This window comes from Bacillus sp. FJAT-42315 (genome assembly GCF_002797375.1).
Lineage (GTDB): Bacteria > Bacillota > Bacilli > Bacillales > Domibacillaceae > Bacillus_CE.
Genome location: NZ_KZ454942.1, coordinates 113,376 through 136,583 on the forward strand (window position 1 = coordinate 113,376; position 23,208 = coordinate 136,583).

24 protein-coding genes, 1 rRNA gene and 2 other annotated features are annotated in these 23,208 nt (G+C 40.3%); all 25 genes read right to left on the reverse strand.

Going from position 1 to position 23,208, the window contains the following annotated elements; translation table 11 throughout:
* Positions 1–2 precede the first annotated feature (2 nt).
* Positions 3–3,557, reverse strand: a complete 3,555-nt coding sequence (gene rpoB / locus CEF22_RS18225) for a DNA-directed RNA polymerase subunit beta (protein ID WP_100404159.1) — start codon at positions 3,555–3,557, stop codon at positions 3–5.
* Between the two features lie 242 nt (positions 3,558–3,799).
* The gene (locus CEF22_RS18230; protein ID WP_100404160.1) at positions 3,800–4,402 is read right to left on the reverse strand and encodes a class I SAM-dependent methyltransferase; all 603 of its coding nucleotides are present in this window, start codon (positions 4,400–4,402) and stop codon (positions 3,800–3,802) included.
* 160 nt (positions 4,403–4,562) lie between these two features.
* Positions 4,563–4,928: a 50S ribosomal protein L7/L12 gene (rplL, locus tag CEF22_RS18235; protein ID WP_100404161.1), complete on the reverse strand. Its 366-nt coding sequence runs from the start codon at positions 4,926–4,928 to the stop codon at positions 4,563–4,565.
* A gap of 66 nt (positions 4,929–4,994) precedes the next feature.
* Entirely contained in the window at positions 4,995–5,495 is a 501-nt protein-coding gene (gene rplJ, locus CEF22_RS18240; RefSeq protein WP_100404162.1) for a 50S ribosomal protein L10, read from the reverse strand.
* Positions 5,496–5,566: 71 nt separating this feature from the next.
* Positions 5,567–5,712: a sequence feature (ribosomal protein L10 leader region), on the reverse strand.
* 48 nt (positions 5,713–5,760) lie between these two features.
* Positions 5,761–6,459, reverse strand: a complete 699-nt coding sequence (gene rplA / locus CEF22_RS18245; RefSeq protein ID WP_095479282.1) for a 50S ribosomal protein L1 — start codon at positions 6,457–6,459, stop codon at positions 5,761–5,763.
* Positions 6,460–6,583: 124 nt separating this feature from the next.
* Positions 6,584–7,009, reverse strand: a complete 426-nt coding sequence (gene rplK, locus CEF22_RS18250; RefSeq protein ID WP_041101809.1) for a 50S ribosomal protein L11 — start codon at positions 7,007–7,009, stop codon at positions 6,584–6,586.
* Between the two features lie 166 nt (positions 7,010–7,175).
* Positions 7,176–7,712 carry a transcription termination/antitermination protein NusG gene (gene nusG / locus CEF22_RS18255; protein WP_100404163.1) on the reverse strand — a complete coding sequence of 179 codons (537 nt, stop codon included), beginning with the start codon at positions 7,710–7,712 and terminating at the stop codon, positions 7,176–7,178.
* Positions 7,713–7,858: 146 nt separating this feature from the next.
* A complete protein-coding gene (gene secE, locus CEF22_RS18260; RefSeq protein ID WP_094836516.1) occupies positions 7,859–8,044 on the reverse strand; it encodes a preprotein translocase subunit SecE in 186 nt (61 codons plus the stop codon).
* A 38-nt stretch (positions 8,045–8,082) separates the two neighbouring features.
* The gene (rpmG, locus tag CEF22_RS18265) at positions 8,083–8,229 is read right to left on the reverse strand and encodes a 50S ribosomal protein L33 (protein WP_094836515.1); all 147 of its coding nucleotides are present in this window, start codon (positions 8,227–8,229) and stop codon (positions 8,083–8,085) included.
* 68 nt (positions 8,230–8,297) lie between these two features.
* The gene (gene sigH, locus CEF22_RS18270) at positions 8,298–8,942 is read right to left on the reverse strand and encodes an RNA polymerase sporulation sigma factor SigH (protein WP_095479285.1); all 645 of its coding nucleotides are present in this window, start codon (positions 8,940–8,942) and stop codon (positions 8,298–8,300) included.
* Between the two features lie 70 nt (positions 8,943–9,012).
* Positions 9,013–9,522, reverse strand: coding sequence for an NYN domain-containing protein (locus tag CEF22_RS18275; protein WP_100404164.1), 510 nt, complete (start codon positions 9,520–9,522; stop codon positions 9,013–9,015).
* A gap of 3 nt (positions 9,523–9,525) precedes the next feature.
* Complete coding sequence (gene rlmB / locus CEF22_RS18280) at positions 9,526–10,269, reverse strand: 23S rRNA (guanosine(2251)-2'-O)-methyltransferase RlmB (RefSeq protein WP_100404165.1); 744 nt, start codon at positions 10,267–10,269, stop codon at positions 9,526–9,528.
* Between the two features lie 18 nt (positions 10,270–10,287).
* The gene (locus CEF22_RS18285; protein WP_094836511.1) at positions 10,288–10,689 is read right to left on the reverse strand and encodes a Mini-ribonuclease 3; all 402 of its coding nucleotides are present in this window, start codon (positions 10,687–10,689) and stop codon (positions 10,288–10,290) included.
* A 2-nt stretch (positions 10,690–10,691) separates the two neighbouring features.
* The gene (gene cysS, locus CEF22_RS18290; RefSeq protein WP_100404166.1) at positions 10,692–12,092 is read right to left on the reverse strand and encodes a cysteine--tRNA ligase; all 1,401 of its coding nucleotides are present in this window, start codon (positions 12,090–12,092) and stop codon (positions 10,692–10,694) included.
* Positions 12,073–12,738 carry a serine O-acetyltransferase gene (gene cysE, locus CEF22_RS18295; RefSeq protein WP_100404167.1) on the reverse strand — a complete coding sequence of 222 codons (666 nt, stop codon included), beginning with the start codon at positions 12,736–12,738 and terminating at the stop codon, positions 12,073–12,075. The genes cysS and cysE overlap by 20 nt, the downstream gene beginning before the upstream one ends.
* Before the next feature lie 64 nt (positions 12,739–12,802).
* Positions 12,803–13,026, reverse strand: a binding site (T-box leader).
* Positions 13,027–13,071: 45 nt separating this feature from the next.
* On the reverse strand, positions 13,072–14,532 hold the full coding sequence (gltX, locus tag CEF22_RS18300; protein WP_100404168.1) for a glutamate--tRNA ligase: 1,461 nt from the start codon (positions 14,530–14,532) through the stop codon (positions 13,072–13,074).
* A gap of 82 nt (positions 14,533–14,614) precedes the next feature.
* The gene (ispF, locus tag CEF22_RS18305) at positions 14,615–15,097 is read right to left on the reverse strand and encodes a 2-C-methyl-D-erythritol 2,4-cyclodiphosphate synthase (protein WP_100404179.1); all 483 of its coding nucleotides are present in this window, start codon (positions 15,095–15,097) and stop codon (positions 14,615–14,617) included.
* A gap of 13 nt (positions 15,098–15,110) precedes the next feature.
* Positions 15,111–15,791, reverse strand: a complete 681-nt coding sequence (ispD, locus tag CEF22_RS18310; RefSeq protein WP_100404169.1) for a 2-C-methyl-D-erythritol 4-phosphate cytidylyltransferase — start codon at positions 15,789–15,791, stop codon at positions 15,111–15,113.
* 14 nt (positions 15,792–15,805) lie between these two features.
* The gene (locus tag CEF22_RS18315; protein WP_095479294.1) at positions 15,806–16,894 is read right to left on the reverse strand and encodes a PIN/TRAM domain-containing protein; all 1,089 of its coding nucleotides are present in this window, start codon (positions 16,892–16,894) and stop codon (positions 15,806–15,808) included.
* 98 nt (positions 16,895–16,992) lie between these two features.
* A complete protein-coding gene (radA, locus tag CEF22_RS18320; RefSeq protein ID WP_095479295.1) occupies positions 16,993–18,366 on the reverse strand; it encodes a DNA repair protein RadA in 1,374 nt (457 codons plus the stop codon).
* Positions 18,367–18,455: 89 nt separating this feature from the next.
* Positions 18,456–20,891 carry an ATP-dependent protease ATP-binding subunit ClpC gene (gene clpC / locus CEF22_RS18325; protein ID WP_100404170.1) on the reverse strand — a complete coding sequence of 812 codons (2,436 nt, stop codon included), beginning with the start codon at positions 20,889–20,891 and terminating at the stop codon, positions 18,456–18,458.
* A gap of 20 nt (positions 20,892–20,911) precedes the next feature.
* Positions 20,912–21,967 carry a protein arginine kinase gene (locus tag CEF22_RS18330; RefSeq protein WP_100404171.1) on the reverse strand — a complete coding sequence of 352 codons (1,056 nt, stop codon included), beginning with the start codon at positions 21,965–21,967 and terminating at the stop codon, positions 20,912–20,914.
* A complete protein-coding gene (locus tag CEF22_RS18335) occupies positions 21,958–22,389 on the reverse strand; it encodes a UvrB/UvrC motif-containing protein (protein ID WP_332849185.1) in 432 nt (143 codons plus the stop codon). Before CEF22_RS18335 ends, CEF22_RS18330 begins: the two co-directional genes overlap by 10 nt.
* Positions 22,390–22,524: 135 nt before the next feature.
* Positions 22,525–23,001, reverse strand: coding sequence for a CtsR family transcriptional regulator (locus CEF22_RS18340; protein ID WP_442857417.1), 477 nt, complete (start codon positions 22,999–23,001; stop codon positions 22,525–22,527).
* 138 nt (positions 23,002–23,139) lie between these two features.
* Positions 23,140–23,208: ribosomal RNA gene (rrf, locus tag CEF22_RS19195) — 5S ribosomal RNA — on the reverse strand; the annotation flags it as partial.

Sequence of the window (23,208 nt, forward strand, 5' to 3'; positions counted from 1 at the left end):
AATTAATCCGTTGAACTTACTTTTTCAGTTGCTGTTTCTTCAGGGGCAATATTTAATGTATCTGCCTGCTGAATGTCATCCTCATCTTCTAAATCACGCATTTCAATTTCTTGATCGTCGCCAGACATGATCTTCACGTCCATACCTAAACTTTGAAGCTCTTTAATTAAAACTTTAAATGATTCTGGAACACCTGGCTCTGGAACATTTTCACCTTTAACAATCGCTTCGTATGTTTTCACACGACCCACAATGTCATCCGATTTAACAGTAAGGATTTCTTGAAGTGTATAAGCAGCTCCATATGCTTCGAGCGCCCAAACCTCCATCTCTCCGAAACGCTGACCACCAAACTGGGCTTTACCACCTAGAGGTTGTTGTGTCACAAGAGAGTAAGGTCCAGTTGAACGAGCATGAAGCTTATCATCAACCATGTGGGCTAACTTGATCATGTACATAATTCCAACTGATACACGGTTATCAAATGGCTCTCCGCTTCGACCATCGTAAAGAACAGTTTTCGCATCACGAGACATTCCCGCTTCTTCAATTGTTTCCCATACATCATCCTCTGTCGCACCATCGAATACCGGAGTAGCTACATGGATACCAAGGTATCTAGCTGCCATTCCAAGATGAAGCTCAAGCACCTGGCCGATATTCATACGAGAAGGTACCCCTAATGGGTTTAACATGATGTCGATTGGCGTACCATCCGGCAAGAAAGGCATATCCTCTTCCGGTAAAATACGAGAGATTACCCCTTTGTTACCATGTCGTCCGGCCATTTTATCTCCTTCAGAAATTTTACGCTTCTGAACGATATAAGCACGAACAAGCTGGTTCACACCCGGTGGAAGCTCATCTCCATCTTCACGGTTAAATACTTTTACATCAAGGACAATTCCGCCCCCACCGTGTGGTACACGAAGGGATGTATCGCGCACTTCACGTGCTTTTTCACCGAAGATCGCATGTAATAGACGTTCTTCAGCCGTAAGTTCTGTAACCCCTTTTGGCGTTACTTTACCTACAAGTAAATCGCCATCTTTCACTTCTGCTCCTACGCGAATGATTCCACGCTCGTCTAGATTGCGAAGCGCGTCTTCACCTACGTTAGGGATGTCGCGAGTAATTTCTTCAGGTCCTAATTTCGTATCACGAGACTCTGATTCATACTCTTCAATGTGAATAGATGTATACACATCATCTTTCACGAGTCTTTCACTCATGATGATGGCATCTTCATAGTTATAACCGTCCCATGTCATAAATCCGACCATTACGTTACGACCGAGGGCAAGTTCGCCTTTTTCCATCGATGGACCATCGGCAAGGATTTCGCCTTTGACAACACGATCTCCTAAGCTAACAATTGGACGTTGATTATAGCATGTTCCTTGGTTAGAACGAATAAACTTCAGTAAACGATATTTATCAAGATTTCCTTTAACCTCTTGTCCGTCGATTTCTTGAATGCGACGAACCCAAATTTCACGAGATTCAACATGCTCAACGATACCTTCATGCTTACAAATGACCGCAGCACCAGAATCTTTTCCTGATACATATTCCATTCCTGTTCCTACAATCGGAGCTTCTGGCTGCATTAATGGCACAGCCTGACGTTGCATGTTCGCTCCCATTAAGGCACGGTTGGAGTCATCATTTTCTAAGAAAGGAATACATGCCGTCGCGGCAGAAACAACTTGTTTAGGTGAAACGTCCATGTAATCTGCACGTTCGCGTTTAACGACCGTGTTTTCTCCACGGAAACGTGCAACTACTTCCTCTTCAAGGAATGAGCCGTCTTCATCTAAAGGTACGTTCGCCTGAGCAACAACATAGTTATCTTCTTCATCAGCAGTCAAGTAGTCGATTCGACTCGTTACTTTTCCTGTTTCTGGGTCCACTCGACGGTATGGTGTTTCAATAAAACCAAATCGGTTAACTTTTGCATAAGATGATAAAGAGTTAATCAAACCGATGTTCGGACCCTCTGGCGTTTCAATTGGACACATACGACCATAGTGAGAGTAGTGAACGTCACGGACTTCAAAGCCTGCTCGCTCCCTTGTTAAACCACCAGGCCCTAATGCAGATAAACGACGCTTATGCGTCAATTCCGCTAGCGGGTTTGTTTGGTCCATGAACTGAGAAAGCTGAGAGCTTCCAAAGAACTCTTTAATAGACGCAATAACCGGGCGAATATTAATTAGCTGCTGTGGTGTAATTGTATTTGTATCTTGGATCGACATTCTTTCACGAACGACACGCTCCATACGTGATAAACCAATTCGGAATTGGTTTTGCAACAATTCACCAACAGAACGAAGGCGACGATTACCTAAATGGTCAATATCGTCTGTATTTCCTACTCCATAAAGAAGGTTAAAGAAATAACCAATCGAAGAAATGATATCTGCTGGAGTGATGTGTTTGACATCAAACTCAGGGAAACCATTACCAATAACATTGATTGCTTTTTCTTCTTCATTGTTTGGAGCATAGATTTTAATTGATTGAACGACAATATCTTCTTCTACTACACCACCAGATTGGCGGAACGTTTTAAATCCTGCCCCATTTTCAAGGTTAGGAATAATTTTGTCCAGCGCACGGCGGTCAAGAAGAGTACCTGCTTCAGCGATAATTTCACCTGTTTCTGGATCAGCAAGCGTTTCAGCTAAACGTTGACCAAACAAGCGGTTTTTCGTATGAAGCTTCTTATTGATTTTGTATCGTCCTACACTTGCTAAATCGTATCGTTTCGGATCAAAGAAACGAGAGATCAACAAGCTTTTTGCATTTTCAACAGTTGGTGGTTCACCCGGACGAAGACGCTCATAAATTTCAATCAGCGCTTTTTCCGTGCTCTCCGTATTATCCTTTTCAAGCGTGTTACGGATGTATTCATTATCGCCGATTAGATCGATGATTTCTTGATCAGAGCCAAACCCTAGCGCACGAAGCAATACTGTGATTGGCAATTTGCGCGTACGGTCTATGCGGACATAAACAATGTCCTTTGCATCTGTCTCATACTCGAGCCAAGCACCACGGTTTGGGATCACTGTAGCAGTAAAACCTTTCTTCCCGTTCTTATCCAGTTTTCCGTTGTAATATACACTTGGAGAACGGACTAGCTGGGAAACGATAACACGTTCTGCTCCATTGATAATGAATGTTCCTGTTTCAGTCATAAGCGGGAAGTCGCCCATGAACACTTCCTGGTCTTTCACTTCACCAGTCTCTTTGTTTAAAAGACGGACTTTTACTCGAAGCGGAGCGGAATACGTTACATCGCGCTCCTTAGACTCGTCGACTGGATATTTCGGGTCGCCAAGACTATAATCGATAAATTCCAATGCAAGATTACCAGTGAAATCTTCAATAGGAGAAATGTCCTGAAACATCTCTCTTAAGCCCTCATCAAGAAACCATTGATAGGAGGATGTTTGGATTTCAATAAGATTTGGTAATTCTAAAACTTCGCTAATACGTGCATAACTTCTACGTTGGCGGTGTCGTCCATACTGAACTAGTTGACCTGTCAACTGATTCACCCCTCAAATCAAGCGTTTTAGTTGCCTATATATTCCTTATAGTAGACGGCCAGTCTATTCTATAAGACAAAAAGAAAAAGGGTTTTTCAAAGAAAACCTCATTTTTTTCACATAATGAACTATTATTTTTTCATTGTTCCCATCTACTTAAAAAATCATACATCAATTTTCGAGAAAATGGACACAAATATTATATTGGCATTTTACAATAATACCATAGAGATTTTAGCCAGTCAATGCTTTTCTGCTTTAAGAATGTAATATCCTTTGGAGCGTTCGACTGTTTCCACCTCACCAAATAGGCTTTCTAATTCTTTGATCGCCGATGGAGCTCCTTGCTTCTTTTGGATTACAACCCAAAGGTGACCTCCAACTGCTAATTTTCGAAAGCTTTGACGGAAGATATCCATCACTACTTGTTTCCCTGCACGAATAGGCGGATTCGTTAAAATCGCAGCAAATTGATCTTCTACGACAGCTTCTAAGCGATCACTCTCGTAAACGGTAACATTGCTAATCCGATTCAACTCCGCATTATCTTTCGCCAGAGCTAATGCGCGTTGATTGACATCTATCATATGAACAAGACGTTCTGAAGATTGTGTAGCGATCGATAAACCAATCGGACCATAACCACAACCAACATCAAGTAGCGGCCCTTCTATTTGAGGCAACTCGAAATGTTCAATTAACAAACGTGAACCAAAGTCTACTTCCTTTTTCGAAAACACCCCTGCATCTGTTTTAAAACGAAACATCTTGTTTTTTAGCGTATATTCCCAGTATGTTGGGTTGCTTTCACTCTCAGGAGTTGATGAATAATAATGATTTGCCATGCAGGTCCCTCCAATCATCTTCAAGCGAGGCGACTGCTCAGGTGCCATGTGCACGTGAAGGCCTTAGCTACTCTCATTTAACCAAAGTTCGAGTCGATATGCAAAGACAAAACAAAAGCCCGCTGAATTCAGCGAGCCCTTGTTGTTGGTTACTACTTTATTACTTAACTTCTACGCCAGCGCCAACTTCTTCAAGTTTAGCTTTGATTTCTTCAGCTTCTTCTTTAGAAGCGCCTTCTTTAATTGCTTTTGGAGTGTTGTCAACAAGTTCTTTTGCTTCTTTAAGACCAAGACCTGTGATTTCGCGAACAACTTTGATAACTTTGATTTTTTGTCCACCTGCTTCAGTAAGAACAACATCAAATTCAGTTTTCTCAGCAGCAGCGTCTCCACCAGCAGCTCCACCAACCATTGCTACAGGAGCAGCAGCAGTTACACCAAATTCTTCTTCAATAGCTTTTACTAAGTCGTTTAATTCAAGAACGGACATTTCTTTAATCGCATCAATGATTTGCTCTTTAGTCATTTTAAATTTCCTCCTTAATTTTTACATTATGTTTTATTAATTTAGGCTGTTGCTAAATAGATTAGCTTACGCGCCTTGTTCTTCTTTTTGTTCTGCAACAGCTTTTGTCGCAAGAGCGAAGTTGCGCATAGGAGCTTGCAATACGCTGAGTAGCATTGAAAGAAGTCCTTCGCGTGATGGAAGTTCAGCAAGAGCTTTAACTTCTTCAACAGTAACAACGTTTCCTTCAAGTACACCCGCTTTAATTTCTAACGCTTCGTGCTCTTTCGCAAAATTGTTAAGAATTTTCGCTGGTGCAATCGCATCTTCTGTACTGAACGCAATCGCGTTCGGACCTGTAAGAGATTCTTCTAAACCAGAGACCTCTGCCATTTCAGCAGCACGGCGAGTTAATGTATTTTTGAATACTTTGAACTCAACACCCGCTTCACGAAGTTGCTTACGAAGTTCTGTTACTTCACTTACTGTTAATCCGCGGTAGTCTACTACAACTGTAGTTGCACTATTTTTGAATTTGTCAGCGATTTCGGTAACTAACTGTTTCTTTTGTTCAATTACACTGCTCATCTTTACACCTCCTGTAGATTTCTTCGAAAAAGAAATATTGTTCTTTTTCGCTTTACTTTGTCATTCATACCTCGAAGCAAGTAAAAACCTCCACGCTTTGCAGACATGGAGGTACGAAAAGTACAGCAAGATGCTACACTATATATATTCGTATTACCTCGGCGGGAAATTAAGCTATTAAAGCCCCTGCTGTCTACGGTATAAATGTTAAATTTATTTTGCAACAGATTGTATTCTATCAAATACAATTCTGATTGTCAACTTATTATTTTACAGCTACAGATGAAGGATCTACTTTGATACCAGGAGCCATTGTTGAAGTAATTGTTACATTCTTCATGTATGTTCCTTTAGCTGCCGCTGGCTTCACTTTCATCATTGTATCGAAAATTGTGTTGAAGTTTTCAACTAATTTCTCGTTTTCAAATGATACTTTACCGATTGGTACGTGAATGTTACCAGCTTTATCAACACGGTATTCTACTTTACCAGCTTTGATTTCTGCAACTGCTTTTGTTACATCAAATGTAACTGTTCCAGTTTTAGGGTTTGGCATTAAACCTTTTGGTCCAAGCACACGACCAAGTTTACCAACTTCACCCATCATATCAGGAGTAGCAACGATTACATCGAATTCGAACCAACCTTGTTGGATTTTGTTGATGTAATCAGCATCACCAACGTAGTCAGCGCCCGCTGCTTCTGCTTCTTTTGCTTTTTCACCTTTAGCAAATACTAAAACTTTTTGAGTTTTACCAGTTCCGTTTGGAAGAACAACTGCTCCACGGATTTGCTGATCTGCTTTCTTAGGGTCAACGCCTAAACGGAAAGCAACCTCTACTGTTGCATCAAATTTTGCGAAGTTTGTTTTCTTCACTAACTCAACTGCTTCTTCGATCGCATACGCTGTTGAACGGTCAACAAGCTTTGCTACTTCTTGAAACTTTTTACCTTTTTTAGCCATTATTAAAAATCCTCCTTATGTGGTTTTAGCGGAATAACCTCCCACGAATAAAGGTTGCGAGTGAAGTATATTTAACTACATCCACATCGCAACCCTTGAACAACAACTTCAACTAGACTAACAATTAGTCTTCGATCACAATACCCATGCTGCGGGCAGTACCTTCAACCATGCGCATAGCTGCTTCAACGCTAGCTGCATTAAGGTCAGGCATTTTTGTTTCAGCGATTTCGCGAACTTTATCGCGTTTCACTGTTGCTACTTTATTGCGGTTTGGCTCACCAGAACCAGACTCGATACCTGCTGCTTTCTTAAGAAGTACAGCAGCTGGTGGAGTTTTTGTGATAAATGTAAATGAACGGTCTTCAAATACCGAAATTTCAACCGGAATGATTAAACCAGCTTGATCCGCAGTACGAGCATTAAATTCTTTACAGAATCCCATGATGTTAACACCAGCTTGACCAAGTGCAGGACCTACCGGTGGCGCAGGATTAGCTTTACCTGCAGGAATTTGCAACTTAACAACTTTAATAACTTTTTTAGCCACGAGACACACCTCCTTAAGTCCGTGATGTGGTATTTGGGGATTTTCCCCTCCCACTCAAATAATATCTTTATTTCAAATAAAGATGATCAATTAAAATTAGTCTCAATTTCCGAGACATACCGACTTAAAAATATTATCATTTTTTGTTTAACATTTCAAGCAGTTTTCATTTTAATTTATTTACTTGGTCAAAGTCAAGCTCAACAGGCGTTTCTCGACCAAACATATTGACAAGAACTCTTAATTTAGCTTTGTCGTAATCAATCTCTTCAACTGTACCTTCAAATTCAGCAAATGGACCTTCATTGACGATGACGGTTTCTTTGATTTCAAAGTCTACTTCTTTTCGTTTTTCATCCATACCCATTTGCTTTAAGATATTCTTCACTTCATCCGGCAATAGCGGTGTCGGTTTTGAGCCATGACCAGCAGAACCAACGAAGCCCGTTACTCCAGGTGTATTTCGAACGACATACCAAGAATCATCAGTCATAACAATCTCTACCAGAACATATCCAGGGAATACTTTTCTTTTCGTTACTTTTTTCTTGCCGTTTTTAATATCCGTTTCTTCCTCTTCAGGAACGATGACACGGAAAATTTTATCTTGCATGCCCATTGACTCTACACGCTTTTCAAGATTCGCTTTTACTTTATTTTCATATCCAGAATATGTGTGAACAACATACCAATTCTTCTCCATTGAAAGGGACTAAGCGTCCTTCCCTCCTTTACTTGTTAAAAGCAAATTAAAAAACCCGTTGAAGCGGGCTTTTTATTGTCTCTATGATGTTTCATTATACCATATAAAAAAACAGTATATTCAAGCCTTAGTAATAAATCAGCCAATTACTTTGACATTGCCCAATTAATAACGGCAGAAATACCTTGGTCGACAGCTAAAAAGAACAGAGCAAGAAAAACGACTGTTGAAATAACAGTAATCGTATAGCCAGTTAATTCTTTTTTCTTCGGCCAACTAACTTTTCGCATTTCGGAACCTACATTGCGAAAAAATTGTGTAATGTTAGACATTTCTAGAACCTCCGTATGATGACTTGCACACCGGTTCTTTACTTCGTTTGCTTATGAACGGTATGCTTGTTGCAAGTGCTACAAAACTTTTTGATTTCTAATCGTCCATCGCCCGTTGCTTTCCCTTGAGTGGAATAATTTCTTGATCCACACTCTGAGCAAGCTAAAATTAATTTATTTGCCATTATGAAATCACCTTCTCTATCTCAATTGTAAAAAATATCATTGTTATAGAAACTAGTCAAGTGATTCCCTACATTGTAATTTCTTTAAATTCAAGGTAACGCTCTAGTTTTCGTTTCACCCGTTGAAGCGCATTATCAATCGATTTCACATGACGATTTAGCTCTTCTGATATCTCCTGATAGGATTGCCCATCTAAATATAGTGCTAATACTTTTCTTTCTAAATCGCTCAACAACTCATTCATCTTATCTTCAATGCTATTGAATTGCTCTCGATTAATAATTAATTCTTCCGGGTTCATCGCTTTTGCTCCCGTAATCACATCCATCAATGTGCGATCTGACTCTTCATCATAAATGGGTTTATCTAGTGATACGTAAGAGTTTAGCGGAATGTGCTTTTGTCTAGTGGCTGTCTTAATAGCTGTAATAATCTGTCTTGTAATGCATAGTTCAGCAAAAGCTTTAAAGGTGGTTAACTTGTCCTCTTTGTAGTCACGAATGGCTTTATATAGACCGATCATTCCCTCTTGGACAATGTCCTCCCGATCCGCTCCGATTAAAAAATAAGAGCGCGCCTTTGCTCGCACAAAATTTCTGTACTTGTGGATCAAGTAATCTAGAGCATCACTATTCCCGTTATGAACAAGTTCTATGAGTTGCTCGTCATTAAGCGTTTCTAGTGCTAAACTATTTGAACGTTTCAAGCCCACACATCCCTTCCGCTTGCAAAAACATAGACTAGCAATATTATACAGTACCGTTTTTTTGAACGTCAACTACTCATTTCTGTCCACGCCGCCACTTTTCAAAAATTTCTGCCACTTCATCACTAAGCGGAATTTTCGCACTCGGCCGCTTTTGTTCGATTTTCTTCATGCTGCTTCCGATCTTTTTGTTAACTGATTTCACTTCTGTCAAAAGCTCTCTTGCTGAAATTCGCAAAGCTCCCTGAGCGAAAATGACCCATTGCTCTGTAAAATCTGAAGTGGCGACTGAAATTTGATTTTTTATATGATTCAGCTCGATAGCCAGCTTTTCAATACGTTCATCTGCTGTTTCATTTTCTTTTGTGAAAATAACTTCTATTTTTGAATCCCGATACTTCTTTTCCGTGCCTTTGACGAAGTGCGCGTCAAACACAACGATCACTCGACTACCTGTAAACCCCTGGTATTCAGCCATCCGCTCAATCAATCGATCCCGAGCGGAGGCAAGGTCATGCTTCTTCAGTTCTCGAAGTTCCGGCCAATCTCCTATAATGTTGTATCCATCAACAAGCAGGATGTTCATGTCCTACTCCCCTATAGGATGGCGTCTTCGATAAACCTCATACATGAGTAATCCTGCGGCAACAGAAGCATTTAAAGATGTAACACGGCCAGCCATTGGTAGCTGAATGAGAAAATCACATTTTTCTTTCACAAGGCGGCTAATTCCTTTGCCTTCACTTCCAATCACTAACCCTAAAGGCATGGTCCCGTCAAAATTGCGATAATCATCGGCACCTTTAGCATCCGTACCAGCAATCCATAGTCCACGCTCTTTTAGTTCATCCATCGTTCGCGATAAATTCGTCACACGTACAACTGGAATATATTCGATTGCCCCAGTGGAGGCTTTAGCTACAGCTGCCGTCAAGCCAACTGCGCGACGTTTTGGAATAATAATACCGTGAGCTCCTACCGCATCAGCTGTACGCATAATAGAGCCGAGGTTATGCGGATCTTCAATTTCATCAAGCAATAGAAAGAACGGCGCTTCCCCACTTTCTTCTGCTTTCGCAAATAGATCATCAAGCTCGGCATAGTTATAAGCAGCGACTGACGCCACCACTCCTTGATGATTTTCATCACTCATTTGATCAACTTTTTGTTTAGGAACAAATTGGACAAGTACATTTTGCTCTTTTGCCATTTTCATAATTTGCTGCATCGGCCCCTTTTGAGCACCTTCTGCAATCCAAATTTTATTAATTTCACGCTCTGAGCGCAATGCCTCTAATATAGGGTTTCTACCCGCGATAAATTCTTTCGACATATATTTTTCCTCCTCTCCTCAGATTTCCTGATTTAGACAATATTCGATAATTTCAACAAGGCGATCATCTTGACCGGTTAAAAAAAGGGAGCCGAGAAGAGCCTCGAATGCCGTGCTATACCGATATGTTTGTATATCCGTATTTTTTGGTACTGTTCCTGATTTAGCATTGCGCCCTCTTCGAACAATCGCTAACTCTTCTTCTGTTAGCTTTTCCTCTTCGATCATTTGAAATAACACTTTCGCCTGTGCTTTTGCCGACACATATTTGGTCGCTTCTTTATGCAATAGTTGTGGCTTCACCTTACCTAACTCAAGAAGGTGACGTCGTACATATACCTCGTATATACCATCACCCATATAGGCGAGGGCCAAACTATTCATTTGTTTAGCGTCTTTCAGCGGTGCAAACTCTAGCATATTTATCCTCTTTTCCAGCGGATTCCTTGCGGTGTATCTTCTACAATAATATTCATTTCCTTCAACTTATCACGAATCTCATCAGCTAATTGGAAATTGCGTTCTTTTCTTGCTTGAACCCGCTGTTGAATTAGTTCATCAATTTCCTCATCAAGCAGCTCTTTCTCCTCTTCAAGGGTTAAACCAAGAGCAAAAAATAAGTCTTCAAATTCTTTTAAGAAAGCATCGATCACTTCTGTCGACGTATGCTTTTCCATTAAGTAATAGTTCGCCTGTTTCGACAACTCGAATAAAATAGAAATAGCATTCGCTGTATTAAAGTCGTCATCCATTTCTTGCGTAAACGCTTGATGGATTTCTTGAATTTTCGCAAGCCACTTTTCATTACCTTCAGTCAAGTTCGTGCTCGTTTGCTTGCGATGTTTTAAATTTTCATAAGCCGTTTTTAAGCGATCCAACGAAGTTTTCGCTTGTTCAAGTAGCTCTTCGTTATAGTTAATTGGATGGCGATAATGAACGGATAACATGAAAAAGCGTAACACTTGTGGGTCGATTTGTTGAATAATGTCGTGAACAAGAACAAAGTTCCCGAGCGATTTCGACATTTTTTCATTATCGATGTTAATATATCCGTTATGCATCCAGTAACGAGCAAATGGTTTTCCTGTTAATGCTTCCGACTGAGCAATTTCATTCTCATGGTGCGGAAACGCTAAATCTTGTCCACCCGCATGTATATCTATTGTATCACCTAAATACTTTCTCGCCATTGCGGAGCACTCAATATGCCAGCCTGGACGACCTTGCCCCCATGGACTTTCCCAATAAATTTCGCCTTCTTTCGCCGCTTTCCATAGAACAAAATCAAGCGCTTCTTCTTTCTTTTCACCAACGCCGATACGCGCACCGACTTTTAGCTCATCTACCGATTGCTGTGACAGCTTTCCATAACCGTCAAACTTTCTCGTACGGTAATACACATCACCGGCTGACTCATAGGCAAACCCTTTTTCAATCAGTTGCTCAATAAACTCAATAATTAGTTCGATATTTTCAGTAACGCGTGGATGCACATCGGCCTTTTGGCAACCTAGTGCTCCTGTATCTTCAAAGTACGCTTTAATAAATCGTTCCGCAATCGCCGGCACGTCTTCACCAAGCTCATTGGCCGCTTTAATTAATTTATCATCAACATCGGTAAAGTTAGAAACAAACGTGACATCATAGCCACGATATTGTAAATAACGTCGAACAGTGTCAAATACAATCGCTGGGCGAGCGTTACCGATGTGAATATAGTTGTATACGGTTGGACCGCATACATACATTTTTATCTTTCCTTCTTCTAAAGGAATCAACTCTTCTTTCTTACGCGTTAAAGTATTATACAGACGAATGGTCATTTTGATATTCTCCCTTCCGTAACTCATTAAGTTCTTGTTTTAGCTGGGTTATTTCTTTTTCCATTGCTTTAAGGCGATCTGCCACTGGATCAGGTAAATCCCGATGATTTAAATCTTTTGTGATCTTTTTGCCATCACGAATGACTATTTTCCCTGGAATGCCGACCACTGTTGAATCAGGCGGGACATCCTTTAATACGACAGAGCCCGCTCCTATTTTCGAGTGCTCACTAACGGTAATCGAACCAAGCACTTTCGCTCCAGTCGCAATCAGCACATGATCTTTCACTGTCGGATGCCGCTTTCCTTTTTCTTTCCCAGTTCCTCCAAGTGTTACTCCTTGATAAATAGTAACGTCATTGCCAATCTCGCACGTTTCACCAATAACCACTCCCATACCATGATCAATGAATAGCCGACGGCCAATTTGAGCACCTGGATGAATTTCGATCCCAGTAAAAAAACGGCTGATTTGCGAGATTAGACGAGCGATGAAATAGAACTTTCTTTTATAAAAAGCATGCGCCAGACGGTGTCCCCAAATGGCGTGCAACCCGGAATACGTTAAAATGACCTCTAAATAGCTCCGTGCCGCTGGGTCCTGTTCAAATATCGTATCGATGTCTTCTTTTAATACTTTAAACATGCTCACTCCTCCTCTCACCCTGTTGATTTCCGATTCAAAGGCAAAACAAAAACGCCTCTGGTCTGACAGAGACGTTTTATTTACGCGGTTCCACTCTGTTTGAGAAATAGGCATGCCTATCTCCCCAACTTAAAACTGTTAACGGGAGTTCCCGCTGTCGCTTACTGTTAGTTCAGCCACAGACTCAGAGGGGCACTTCAATAATCGAGTCACTTAAATCGCTCGCAGCCGGTGACGATTCTCTCTGGAAAGCTTCGATTACCTACTTTTCCTCTTCAACGCTTTATTATCGAATTTCATCTAACTATAATATATTACATTTGAGCGAAAATGTTAATCGATAATCTGTTGTAGACGCTCTTTCACTGTTTCTTTTCCGATCAACTCAATGGCTTTTGGTAAATCTGGACCATGCGTTTGCCCCGTTACCGCTGCACGAATTGGCATAAATAACTTTTTACCTTTATGACCTGTTTCCTTTTGAACAGCTTTCATCGCTTTTTTAATTTCTTCTGCTTCAAATGCTTCTAGTTCATCGACTTTCGCAAGGAAAGAAGTCATCACTTCACGCACTTGCTCTTCTTGAAGTACCTCTTTCGCTTCTTCTTCAAACGTTAGTTCCTTTTTAAAGAATAGCTCAGATAATTCGACAATCTCTGCTCCGTAGCTCATTTTTTCTTGGAAAAGAGCAATCAGTTGCTTCGTCCATTCAAGCTGATCTGCAGATGGGTTTTCATCGATACGACCCGCTTTAATTAAATGCGGAAGAGCTAACTCAACAACTTTTTCAACATCCGCTTTTTTCATGTATTGATTATTCATCCACTGCAATTTTTGTTGATCAAATAAAGCAGGAGATTTCGATAAGCGGTCAGCTGTAAAAATATCGATGAATTCTTCTTTAGAAAAGATCTCTTCTTCCCCTTGTGGAGACCAACCAAGCAATGTAATGAAATTGAAAAGAGCTTCCGGCAAATAACCAAGTTCTTTATATTGTTCAATAAATTGAATAATCGATTCATCCCGTTTACTTAGCTTCTTACGGCTTTCGTTCACGATTAACGTCATATGTCCAAAAGCAGGTGGCTCCCAGCCTAAAGCTTGGTAAATTACTAGCTGCTTCGGTGTATTTGAAATATGGTCATCTCCACGAAGAACGTGAGACATTTCCATTAAATGATCATCGATTGCAACAGCAAAGTTATACGTTGGCGTTCCATCTTGTTTCACAATAACATAGTCAGAAATGCCATCCGACTCAAAAGACACTTCACCTTTCACCATATCGTTAAAGGATAGAATCTCGCCTTTTGGTACTTTAATACGGATGCTCGGTGTGCGACCTTCCGCCTCTAGCTTCGCTTGTTCTTCCGCTGTTAAATGACGGCACTTGCCAGAATAACCCGGCATATCTTTACCTGCTGCTTGCTGAGCTTCGCGCTCCGCTTCTAGTTCTTCCGACGTGCAATAGCATTTATAAGCTTTGCCTTCTTCTAATAATTGATCATAATATTTTTTATAAATATCATTGCGTTCAGATTGACGATATGGCCCATATTCTCCACCAACATCGACACCTTCATCCCAATCAATACCGAGCCAGCGCAAGTAAGTTAATTGACTTTCTTCGCCGCCTTCAATATTTCGCTTTTGATCAGTGTCTTCAATCCGAATAATAAATTTCCCGCCTTTATTGCGAGCATATAAATAGTTAAACAGCGCTGTACGTGCATTCCCAATATGTAAGTGACCTGTCGGGCTTGGCGCATACCGCACGCGAATGTCATTGGCCATGCTGTTTCCTCCTCAATTTTCCCTATAGCTTGAAATAATTATTTTTTTATTTTACCACTGTTACTAATTAGAAGAAAGATGGTTACATCGCAGGTTTGACTAAAAGAACAGTCGCTTGTGAAGCAATTCCTTCTTCTCTACCAACAAAACCTAGCTTCTCCGTTGTTGTTGCCTTCACATTCACCTGTGTAGCATCCGCTTCTAAAAGCTCGGCAATTCTTGTACGCATCTTTTCTATATGTGGAGCCATTTTCGGCTGTTGGGCCATGATCGTGCAATCTACATTACCTAAAACATACCCTTTTTCTTTGACTAGCTTCCAAACATGCTGTAGTAAAACAGCGGAGTCCGCATCTTTAAATGCAGGGTCGGTATCTGGAAAGTGCTTACCGATGTCCCCTTCTCCAACCGCCCCAAGGCAAGCATCAGCAATCGTATGCAATAATACATCTGCATCCGAATGTCCGAGCAATCCTTTTTCATATGGAATCTCAATTCCTCCAATAATTAACGGACGTCCTTCCGTTAATTGATGAACATCAAAGCCTTGTCCAATACGAAACATCATTCCGTCTCCTTTATTTTCTTTTTTGAATAATTGCCTCAGCAAAGACCAAGTCCTCCGGCGTTGTCAATTTAATATTATCATAGTCCCCTTCTACAATTTGAACAGGAAGGTTGATTCTTTCGATCAGAGATGCGTCATCAGTTCCTAAAAAGCCATCCTTTTCTGCTTGTTCGTGTGCTTGAAGTAGAGAAGACAAGCGAAAAGCTTGTGGTGTTTGCACCGCCCACAAGCTAGAGCGCTCGACTGTCTCAACAACAGTCCCGTCTTTTACACGCTTAATTGTATCTTTCACAGGAACAGCAGCAATCGCTGCTCCTGATATTTTCGCTTCCTTAACTAATTCATCAATCATCTTTCTCATCATAAATGGACGAGCGCCATCATGAACAAGCACAATGTCCGCATGCTCAAGTTGCTTTAAGCCGCTATATACACTTTGCTGCCGCTCTTCTCCACCTGTCACAAGCTTGTAAACTTTTGACATATTATACTCAGTGATCAAATTAGTAAATAGCGGTTTCTCCTCTTCTTTAACAGCTAAAACTATACCATCACAAGCTGGGTCCTTTTCAAATACTTCTAATGTATGAATAATGACCGGGCGGCCTTGTAGCGAAAGTAGCAGCTTGTTACAATCTGCTTTCATCCGCTTCCCTTGACCTGCTGCCGGAATCACTACTTGATACGCCATTCTGCGATTCCCCTTTAAAGCGCTTTTTCAATCATTTTCGGTTTAGCAAAGATCATTCGTCCTGCTGATGTTTGTAGCACACTTGTCACTACTACATCGATATGCTTGCCGATATAGTCTCGTCCTTCTTCTACAACGATCATTGTGCCATCATCCAAATAAGCAATCCCTTGTTTCTGCTCTTTCCCATCTTTAATGACAAGCACATGCATTTCCTCTCCAGGAATAACTAACGGCTTGACCGCATTGGCTAAATCGTTAATATTCAGCACTTGAACCTTTTGTAGTTCACATACTTTATTTAAATTAAAATCATTCGTCACAACGATTCCATTCATTTCTTTGGCTAGCTTTACGAGCTTGCTATCAACTTCGTGAATATCCTCAAAATCTCGCTCAATAATCTCCACATCGACCGGGATGTCTTTTTGAATGCGATTTAAAATATCTAATCCTCTTCGTCCTTTTGTTCGCTTTAACGTATCAGAAGAGTCCGCAATATGCTGTAATTCTTCAAGGACAAATTGAGGGATGATAATACACCCTTCTAAAAAGCCCGTTTGACAAATGTCTGCAATTCGCCCGTCAATAATCACGCTTGTGTCTAAAATTTTATAAAACTTCTTCGGTACTACTGGCTCCTCAACAACTTCTTTTTTCTTTGCACCTTTATTAATGGAGAAAAGACTAGTAATCTCATCTCGCTTTTTAAAGCCTACTTGAAATCCTAAATAACCAAGTAATATCGTTAAGAGAATTGGTACTACCGTATCCACAAGTGGAATTTCAACGGAATAGAGAGCATTCCCCGCCAAAAAAGCTACAATTAACCCTAAAATCAAACCTAAACTTCCAGAAAGAATGTCCGTCAATGGAGCGGTGACAATACGATCCTCTAACCATTTCACAAAATGAACGATATGATCAATGGCCCAAAAAGTTAGCACATAGAAAAGTACTGCTCCTAATATAGCTGCGACGTACGGGTTATTAATTAAGTGAACTTGATCTAATTTAATTAATTGTAATAAGTCCGGAATCAAAATAATACCTAATGTACCACCTAAAATAATAAAACCCGCCTGTACAAGACGTTTTAACATCCTATCTTCACCTCCTTGTATTATTATAAACACTTTTTTCCACTTAAAACCGTTTTTTTGAAAAAACTATTTTTATTCATTTATAAATCTAAAAATAGTTATTTACCAAAAATAATTTTGAGGGCTTCATTAACAGTAGAGACAGCAGCTATTTCTACTCCTTCAGGTACTTTCCACCCACCTAAATTATTAGCTGGTACAATAATACGAGTAAACCCTAGCTTAGCGGCTTCAGAGACTCGCTGTTCAATTCTTGATACTCTTCTCACTTCACCTGTCAATCCAACCTCTCCAATAATGCAATCAGTCGGACTTGTTGGCTGATCACGAAAGCTTGAAGCAATACTCACAGCAATCGCTAGATCAATCGCTGGTTCATCTAATTTTACTCCACCGGCTACTTTTAAGTAAGCATCTTGATTTTGCAACAATAACCCAACTCGCTTTTCAAGTACCGCCATTAAAAGCGTCACGCGGTTGTGATCAATACCTGTTGCCATTCGGCGAGGATTCCCAAAAACAGTTGGTGATATGAGCGCTTGGATTTCAACAAGAACGGGGCGTGTTCCTTCCATTGAGGCAACAACAGTGGAACCAGATGTACCTTGAGAACGTTCTTCTAAAAAAATTTCCGACGGATTCGCTACTTCTTCTAGTCCATCTTCCTTCATTTCAAAAATACCCATTTCATTCGTGGAACCGAAACGATTTTTCACCGCTCGTAAAATTCGGTACGTGTGATGACGTTCTCCTTCAAAATATAACACAGTATCGACCATATGTTCCAACAATCGAGGTCCGGCAATCGAACCTTCTTTTGTCACATGACCGACAATAAAGATCGCAATCCCATTCATTTTCGCAATTCGCATCAATTCAGCTGTACATTCACGTACTTGGGACACACTTCCTGGAGCGGACGTCACTTCAGGATGATACACCGTCTGAATGGAATCAATAATCACAAAGGATGGTGCCAACTCTTCAATCGCAGAATGAATGAGTTGCAAATTCGTTTCAGAATAGATAAATAGATTATCATCCTTCACCGCTAGTCGATCGGCTCGCAATTTTGTCTGCTTAATTGATTCCTCACCAGAAATATATAACACTTTACTCGCTTTAGCACTCAGCTGCGAAGAAACTTGTAATAGTAACGTCGACTTCCCTATTCCTGGATCTCCTCCAATTAAAACGAGAGATCCTGGTACAACGCCTCCACCTAGCACTCGGTTAAATTCCTGTAAATCCGTTGTCACTCTTGGCTCTTGGACTGTTTCTACTGCTGACAACTTAGCCGGCTTTGTAGAAACCGTTGTTTCTGAATGCATAAATGTCCGCTTTGGTGTGCCGGTAATCGATACTTCTTCCACCATTTGATTCCACTGATTACAGCCAGGACATCTTCCCATCCATTTCGGTGATTCATAGCCACATGACTGACAAATAAATTTCGTTTTCTTCTTCGCCATATCTGATTCCTTTCTAATATTACCTTATATTCATCAAATTTAAAAAAAGGATGCACTATGAATTCTTGTTGTGCATCCTTTCCTGTTAATTAAAAAGCGGATGGTTCCTTTATTTTCACGACAAATTCATTATTATCAACATCGACGATCACGTGCTGACCCGTTAATACTTTTCCTTTTAATAACTCTTCAGATAAGCGATCTTCCACTTGCTTTTGCAACGCACGACGCAGTGGACGAGCTCCGTACTCTGGATCGTATCCTTCATCGGCAATTTTTTCTTTCGCCTGATCGGTCAGCTCAACGATAATATCTTGCTCTTTTAAGCGACTCGTTAACTGATCAGACATCAATGTCACAATTTCTTTCAAATGCTTTTTCTCTAAAGCATGGAACACAATAATTTCATCAATCCGGTTAAGGAATTCTGGTCGGAAGGCACGTTTTAACTCTTCCATCACTTTACCCTTCATATCTTTGAAATCTTGCTCTCCATCTTGAATATTAAAGCCTACATATTTATTGCGTTTCAGTGATTGAGCTCCTACATTGGACGTCATAATGAGCACCGTGTTACGGAAATCTACTGTGCGTCCCTTAGAATCTGTTAAACGACCATCCTCAAGCACTTGCAATAAAATATTAAATACATCTGGATGCGCTTTTTCGATTTCGTCTAATAAGACAACGGAGTATGGTTTGCGACGAACTTTTTCCGTTAGCTGACCGCCTTCTTCGTAACCGACATATCCTGGAGGTGAACCAACAAGGCGAGATGTCGAATGCTTCTCCATGTATTCAGACATATCAATACGAATCATCGCATCCTCATCACCAAACATCGATTCAGCCAACGCTTTTGCTAGTTCCGTTTTACCGACACCAGTTGGTCCTAAGAAAATAAATGAACCTATTGGACGTTTCGGATCTTTCAAACCAGCTCTTGCACGACGAACAGCTTTAGAAACAGCTTTCACAGCCTCTTCCTGTCCGATCAGACGCGAATGTAAAATTTCTTCTAAGTTTAACAGTTTTTCTGTTTCTGTTTGAGCCAGTTTAGAGACCGGAATACCGGTCCAGCTAGAGACAACAATCGCAATATCCTCAACTGTGACTTCGCTGTTTTCTTTTCCCTGCTTTTCCTTCCAGCTGTTCTTCGTACGCTCTAGTTCTTCACGAAGCTTTTGCTCTGAATCGCGTAAAGATGCCGCTTTTTCAAATTCTTGACTTTGTACCGCCGCATCCTTTTCGTTTCGGATACTCTCTAATTTCACTTCCAATTCTTTTAAATTTGGAGGTGTTGTAAAGGAGCGTAACCGAACTTTAGAGCCTGCCTCATCAATTAAGTCGATCGCTTTATCTGGAAGAAAGCGATCTGAAATGTATCGATCCGACATTTTCACAGCCGCTTCAATCGCTTCATCTGTGATGGATACACGATGATGTGCTTCATAACGATCTCGTAATCCTTTTAAAATTTGAATGGATTCGTCTAATGTTGGTTCATCTACTTGAATCGGTTGGAAACGACGCTCAAGCGCAGCATCTTTTTCGATATATTTACGATACTCATCTAGTGTAGTTGCACCAATACATTGTAGTTCTCCGCGAGCTAAAGATGGCTTTAAAATATTAGAAGCATCGATCGCACCTTCTGCTCCGCCTGCACCAATGAGTGTATGCAATTCATCAATGAATAAAATGATATTTCCTGCCTGACGAATTTCATCCATTACTTTCTTTAAACGATCTTCAAATTCACCACGATATTTCGTACCAGCCACAACCGTACCCATATCCAATGTCATAACTCGCTTATTACGGAGAGTTTCCGGCACTTCATTATTAATAATTTGCTGAGCCAAACCTTCTGCAATAGCTGTTTTTCCGACGCCTGGCTCACCAATCAACACAGGGTTATTTTTCGTTCTTCTACTTAATACTTCAATAACCCGTTGAATTTCTTTGCTACGGCCAATAACAGGATCTAGACTACCTTCTCTCGCGATCACCGTTAAGTCTCGTGCTAGACTATCAAGCGTCGGCGTGTTCACACTAGATGCTGCTCCCCCTTGATGCCCATTGGCTTCATTGCTACCTAACAATTGAAGAACTTGCTGGCGAGCCTTATTTAAACTTACCCCTAAATTACTGAGAACTCGTGCCGCCACACCTTCTCCTTCTCGAATCAATCCAAGCAAAATATGCTCTGTTCCGACATAAGAGTGCCCTAGTTTTCTTGCCTCATCCATCGATAATTCAGTTACTTTTTTTGCACGAGGAGTGTAATGGACAGTTTGCGCGCTTCCTTCTCCTCGACCAATCAATTTCTCAACTTCTTGCTGAATTTTCTCCGAGCTAAGTCCAAGTCCGTATAAAGCTTTTGCCGCAATTCCTTCTCCTTCTCGTACTAAGCCTAAAAGAATATGTTCTGTTCCTATATTGCTATGCCCAAGACGAATTGCTTCATCCTGTGCTAGTGCTAAAACCTTCTGAGCTCTTTCAGTAAATCGACCGAACATCATGTCCATCCATCTCCTTTACATCAACAGTTTTCTTCCATTTTCAGCCGCTCACGAATAAGCGCTGCTCGTCTAATATCTCTTTCTTCCGGGTGAAGGGCTTCACCCGCATATTGTTGTAAAAACCCCGGTTGCGTTAAAATCATTAATTCATTTAGAATGCTCTTTGAATTGTGTTTAATATATCCAATATCAATTCCAAGTCTCACATCAGAAAGGCATTGAGCTGCTTCCTTTGTTTCAATAATACGTGCACTAGTTAAAACACCATACGATCGAAAAACTCTATCTTCCAAACGGGTAGCAGAAGTACTCATTAACATTTCTCTTGCTGATTGTTCTTGTGCAATCAGCTGATGAACTACACTCAATAAATCCTCCACAATATCAGCTTCGGATTTCCCAAGTGTAAGTTGGTTAGAGATTTGAAATATATTCCCTAACACTTCGCTACCCTCACCATAAATTCCTCTAACAACTAATCCCAATTGATTAATTGCCGGAATAATTCGATTAATCTGCTGGGTTAATATTAAACCAGGAAGGTGCATCATTACCGATGCTCTTAACCCTGTTCCAACATTCGTCGGGCAGCTTGTTAAATAACCTCTTTGCTCGTCAAAAGCAAACTGTACTTGTTCTTCAATCGCATCATCAATTGCATTCGCTTTTTCTAGCGTTTCTTTTAATTGTAACCCAGGTGACAAACATTGGATTCGAATATGATCTTCCTCATTAATCATGACGCTAATGTCTTCCACTTCGGAGAGAAAGACCGCCCCATAAGGAGAGGAATCTGCTAGTAGAGGGCTTATTAAATGCTTCTCTACTAATACTCTTTTTTGCAAGGAAGACAAGTCTTTCATTGTGAGTAATTCGACAGGAGAGTAAGATTGTACCGCTTTAGCAATCTCTTCCGTCATCTCTGCTGCTTCTTCAGCTGTTAAAAAAACAGGAAATTTATATTGTGCCAAGTTCCTAGCTAAACGAATTCTGGAACTTAATACAATATCAGAATGAGGACCTTCACTACTCATCCATGAGCTAACAGCCTGATTAATAAACTTTTCTAGAGACATGAAGACTCTCCTCCTTCAAAATGTAAATTTTTTTCGAGAGAGCGAATTTTGTCTCTTATTTCAGCGGCCTGCTCAAACTCTTCATGCATAATCAACTGCTGCAGTTCTTCTTTAAGAGCGCCTATTTCCTTTTTCAATTGAAGAGCCCCACCTGTTCTTTCAGGAATCTTCCCTACGTGTATATTATTACCATTTTGAAGCCTTTTTAAAATGGGGCCTAACTGCTCACTAAATGCTTCATAACAATGAGGGCAGCCAAACTTACCCATATTGACGAATTGCTGAAAGGTTACTTGACAATGATCACATTTTAATGGCTTTTGTTGTGGATATTGAGCGGGCTTTGATGAAAAAATGGAATCGAGACTAAACAAGCCACTAAGCAAATTATTAATAGAAAACTGGGGATGGCCACTGAGCATATATTGCTCTCCTCTTTCTCGTGCGCACCTTTCACATAAGTGCAGTCCTGTTTTTTCGCCATTTATTGTTTTAGTAAAATGTAAGGTAGCTGGATTTTCTTTGCATTCTTGACAAACCAAAACAAAACCCTCCTTTTATTTGTATTTCAACGCCATTAACATAGCTATGATCATTCTTGCTCTAAGTTCGTCTCGATCAGGAAGATCCATATCTAAAACAGATCGGTCCATCACACTCATCATTATTTTTGCTTCTCGATTCGAAATCACTTCTTCTTCCACTAAGCGAGAAATAATATCATCGGCACTCGACTGTGAAACCCGTTTCCCAACAAGTGTAATGATTTGATCAATTAAATCCTGTTGATCATGAATTTGCACTTTAATAATTCGAATATATCCTCCACCGCCTCTTTTACTTTCAACAATATATCCTCTTTCAATAGTAAAACGAGTATTAATGACGTAATTAATTTGCGAAGGGACACATTGGAATTTATCAGCGATTTCATTTCTTTTTATTTCTACTATTTCACTACCGTTTGTTTTCAACACTCTTTTCAAATAATCCTCAATGATATCAGATATATTTCGCACTAATACCTCCTCCATTTCTGACTTTGACTATATTTGACATTAATTATACATGATGAGGTTTGTCTATGGCAATTTATATGTATAGATTAGCATGAACCAATTTATATTTTTCTATAGCAAAAAAGAACAGCTTGAGCTGTTCTTTTTGTTGATGCCTGGCAACGTCCTACTCTCACAGGGGGAAACCCCCAACTACCATCGGCGCTGAAGAGCTTAACTTCC

Coding starts and splice junctions, on each gene's coding strand:
- CEF22_RS18275 (WP_100404164.1), bottom strand. CDS start 9,522: ATGAACATCCTGCTTGTTGATGGATACAACATTATAGGAGATTGGCCG.
- gltX (WP_100404168.1), bottom strand. CDS start 14,532: ATGGCCAATGACATTCGCGTGCGGTATGCGCCAAGCCCGACAGGTCAC.
- cysE (WP_100404167.1), bottom strand. CDS start 12,738: ATGTTTAAAGTATTAAAAGAAGACATCGATACGATATTTGAACAGGAC.
- clpC (WP_100404170.1), bottom strand. CDS start 20,891: ATGATGTTCGGTCGATTTACTGAAAGAGCTCAGAAGGTTTTAGCACTA.
- cysS (WP_100404166.1), bottom strand. CDS start 12,092: ATGACCATTCGTCTGTATAATACTTTAACGCGTAAGAAAGAAGAGTTG.
- nusG (WP_100404163.1), bottom strand. CDS start 7,712: ATGGAGAAGAATTGGTATGTTGTTCACACATATTCTGGATATGAAAAT.
- ispF (WP_100404179.1), bottom strand. CDS start 15,097: ATGTTTCGTATTGGACAAGGCTTTGATGTTCATCAATTAACGGAAGGA.
- rplJ (WP_100404162.1), bottom strand. CDS start 5,495: ATGAGCAGTGTAATTGAACAAAAGAAACAGTTAGTTACCGAAATCGCT.
- ispD (WP_100404169.1), bottom strand. CDS start 15,791: ATGGCGTATCAAGTAGTGATTCCGGCAGCAGGTCAAGGGAAGCGGATG.
- rplL (WP_100404161.1), bottom strand. CDS start 4,928: ATGACTAAAGAGCAAATCATTGATGCGATTAAAGAAATGTCCGTTCTT.
- CEF22_RS18330 (WP_100404171.1), bottom strand. CDS start 21,967: ATGTCTCTAGAAAAGTTTATTAATCAGGCTGTTAGCTCATGGATGAGT.
- CEF22_RS18335 (WP_332849185.1), bottom strand. CDS start 22,389: ATGCTCAGTGGCCATCCCCAGTTTTCTATTAATAATTTGCTTAGTGGC.
- CEF22_RS18315 (WP_095479294.1), bottom strand. CDS start 16,894: ATGTTAAAACGTCTTGTACAGGCGGGTTTTATTATTTTAGGTGGTACA.
- rlmB (WP_100404165.1), bottom strand. CDS start 10,269: ATGTCGAAAGAATTTATCGCGGGTAGAAACCCTATATTAGAGGCATTG.
- CEF22_RS18340 (WP_442857417.1), bottom strand. CDS start 23,001: ATGGAGGAGGTATTAGTGCGAAATATATCTGATATCATTGAGGATTAT.
- radA (WP_095479295.1), bottom strand. CDS start 18,366: ATGGCGAAGAAGAAAACGAAATTTATTTGTCAGTCATGTGGCTATGAA.
- rpmG (WP_094836515.1), bottom strand. CDS start 8,229: ATGGCAAATAAATTAATTTTAGCTTGCTCAGAGTGTGGATCAAGAAAT.
- CEF22_RS18230 (WP_100404160.1), bottom strand. CDS start 4,402: ATGGCAAATCATTATTATTCATCAACTCCTGAGAGTGAAAGCAACCCA.
- secE (WP_094836516.1), bottom strand. CDS start 8,044: ATGTCTAACATTACACAATTTTTTCGCAATGTAGGTTCCGAAATGCGA.
- CEF22_RS18285 (WP_094836511.1), bottom strand. CDS start 10,689: ATGCTAGAGTTTGCACCGCTGAAAGACGCTAAACAAATGAATAGTTTG.
- rplA (WP_095479282.1), bottom strand. CDS start 6,459: ATGGCTAAAAAAGGTAAAAAGTTTCAAGAAGTAGCAAAGCTTGTTGAC.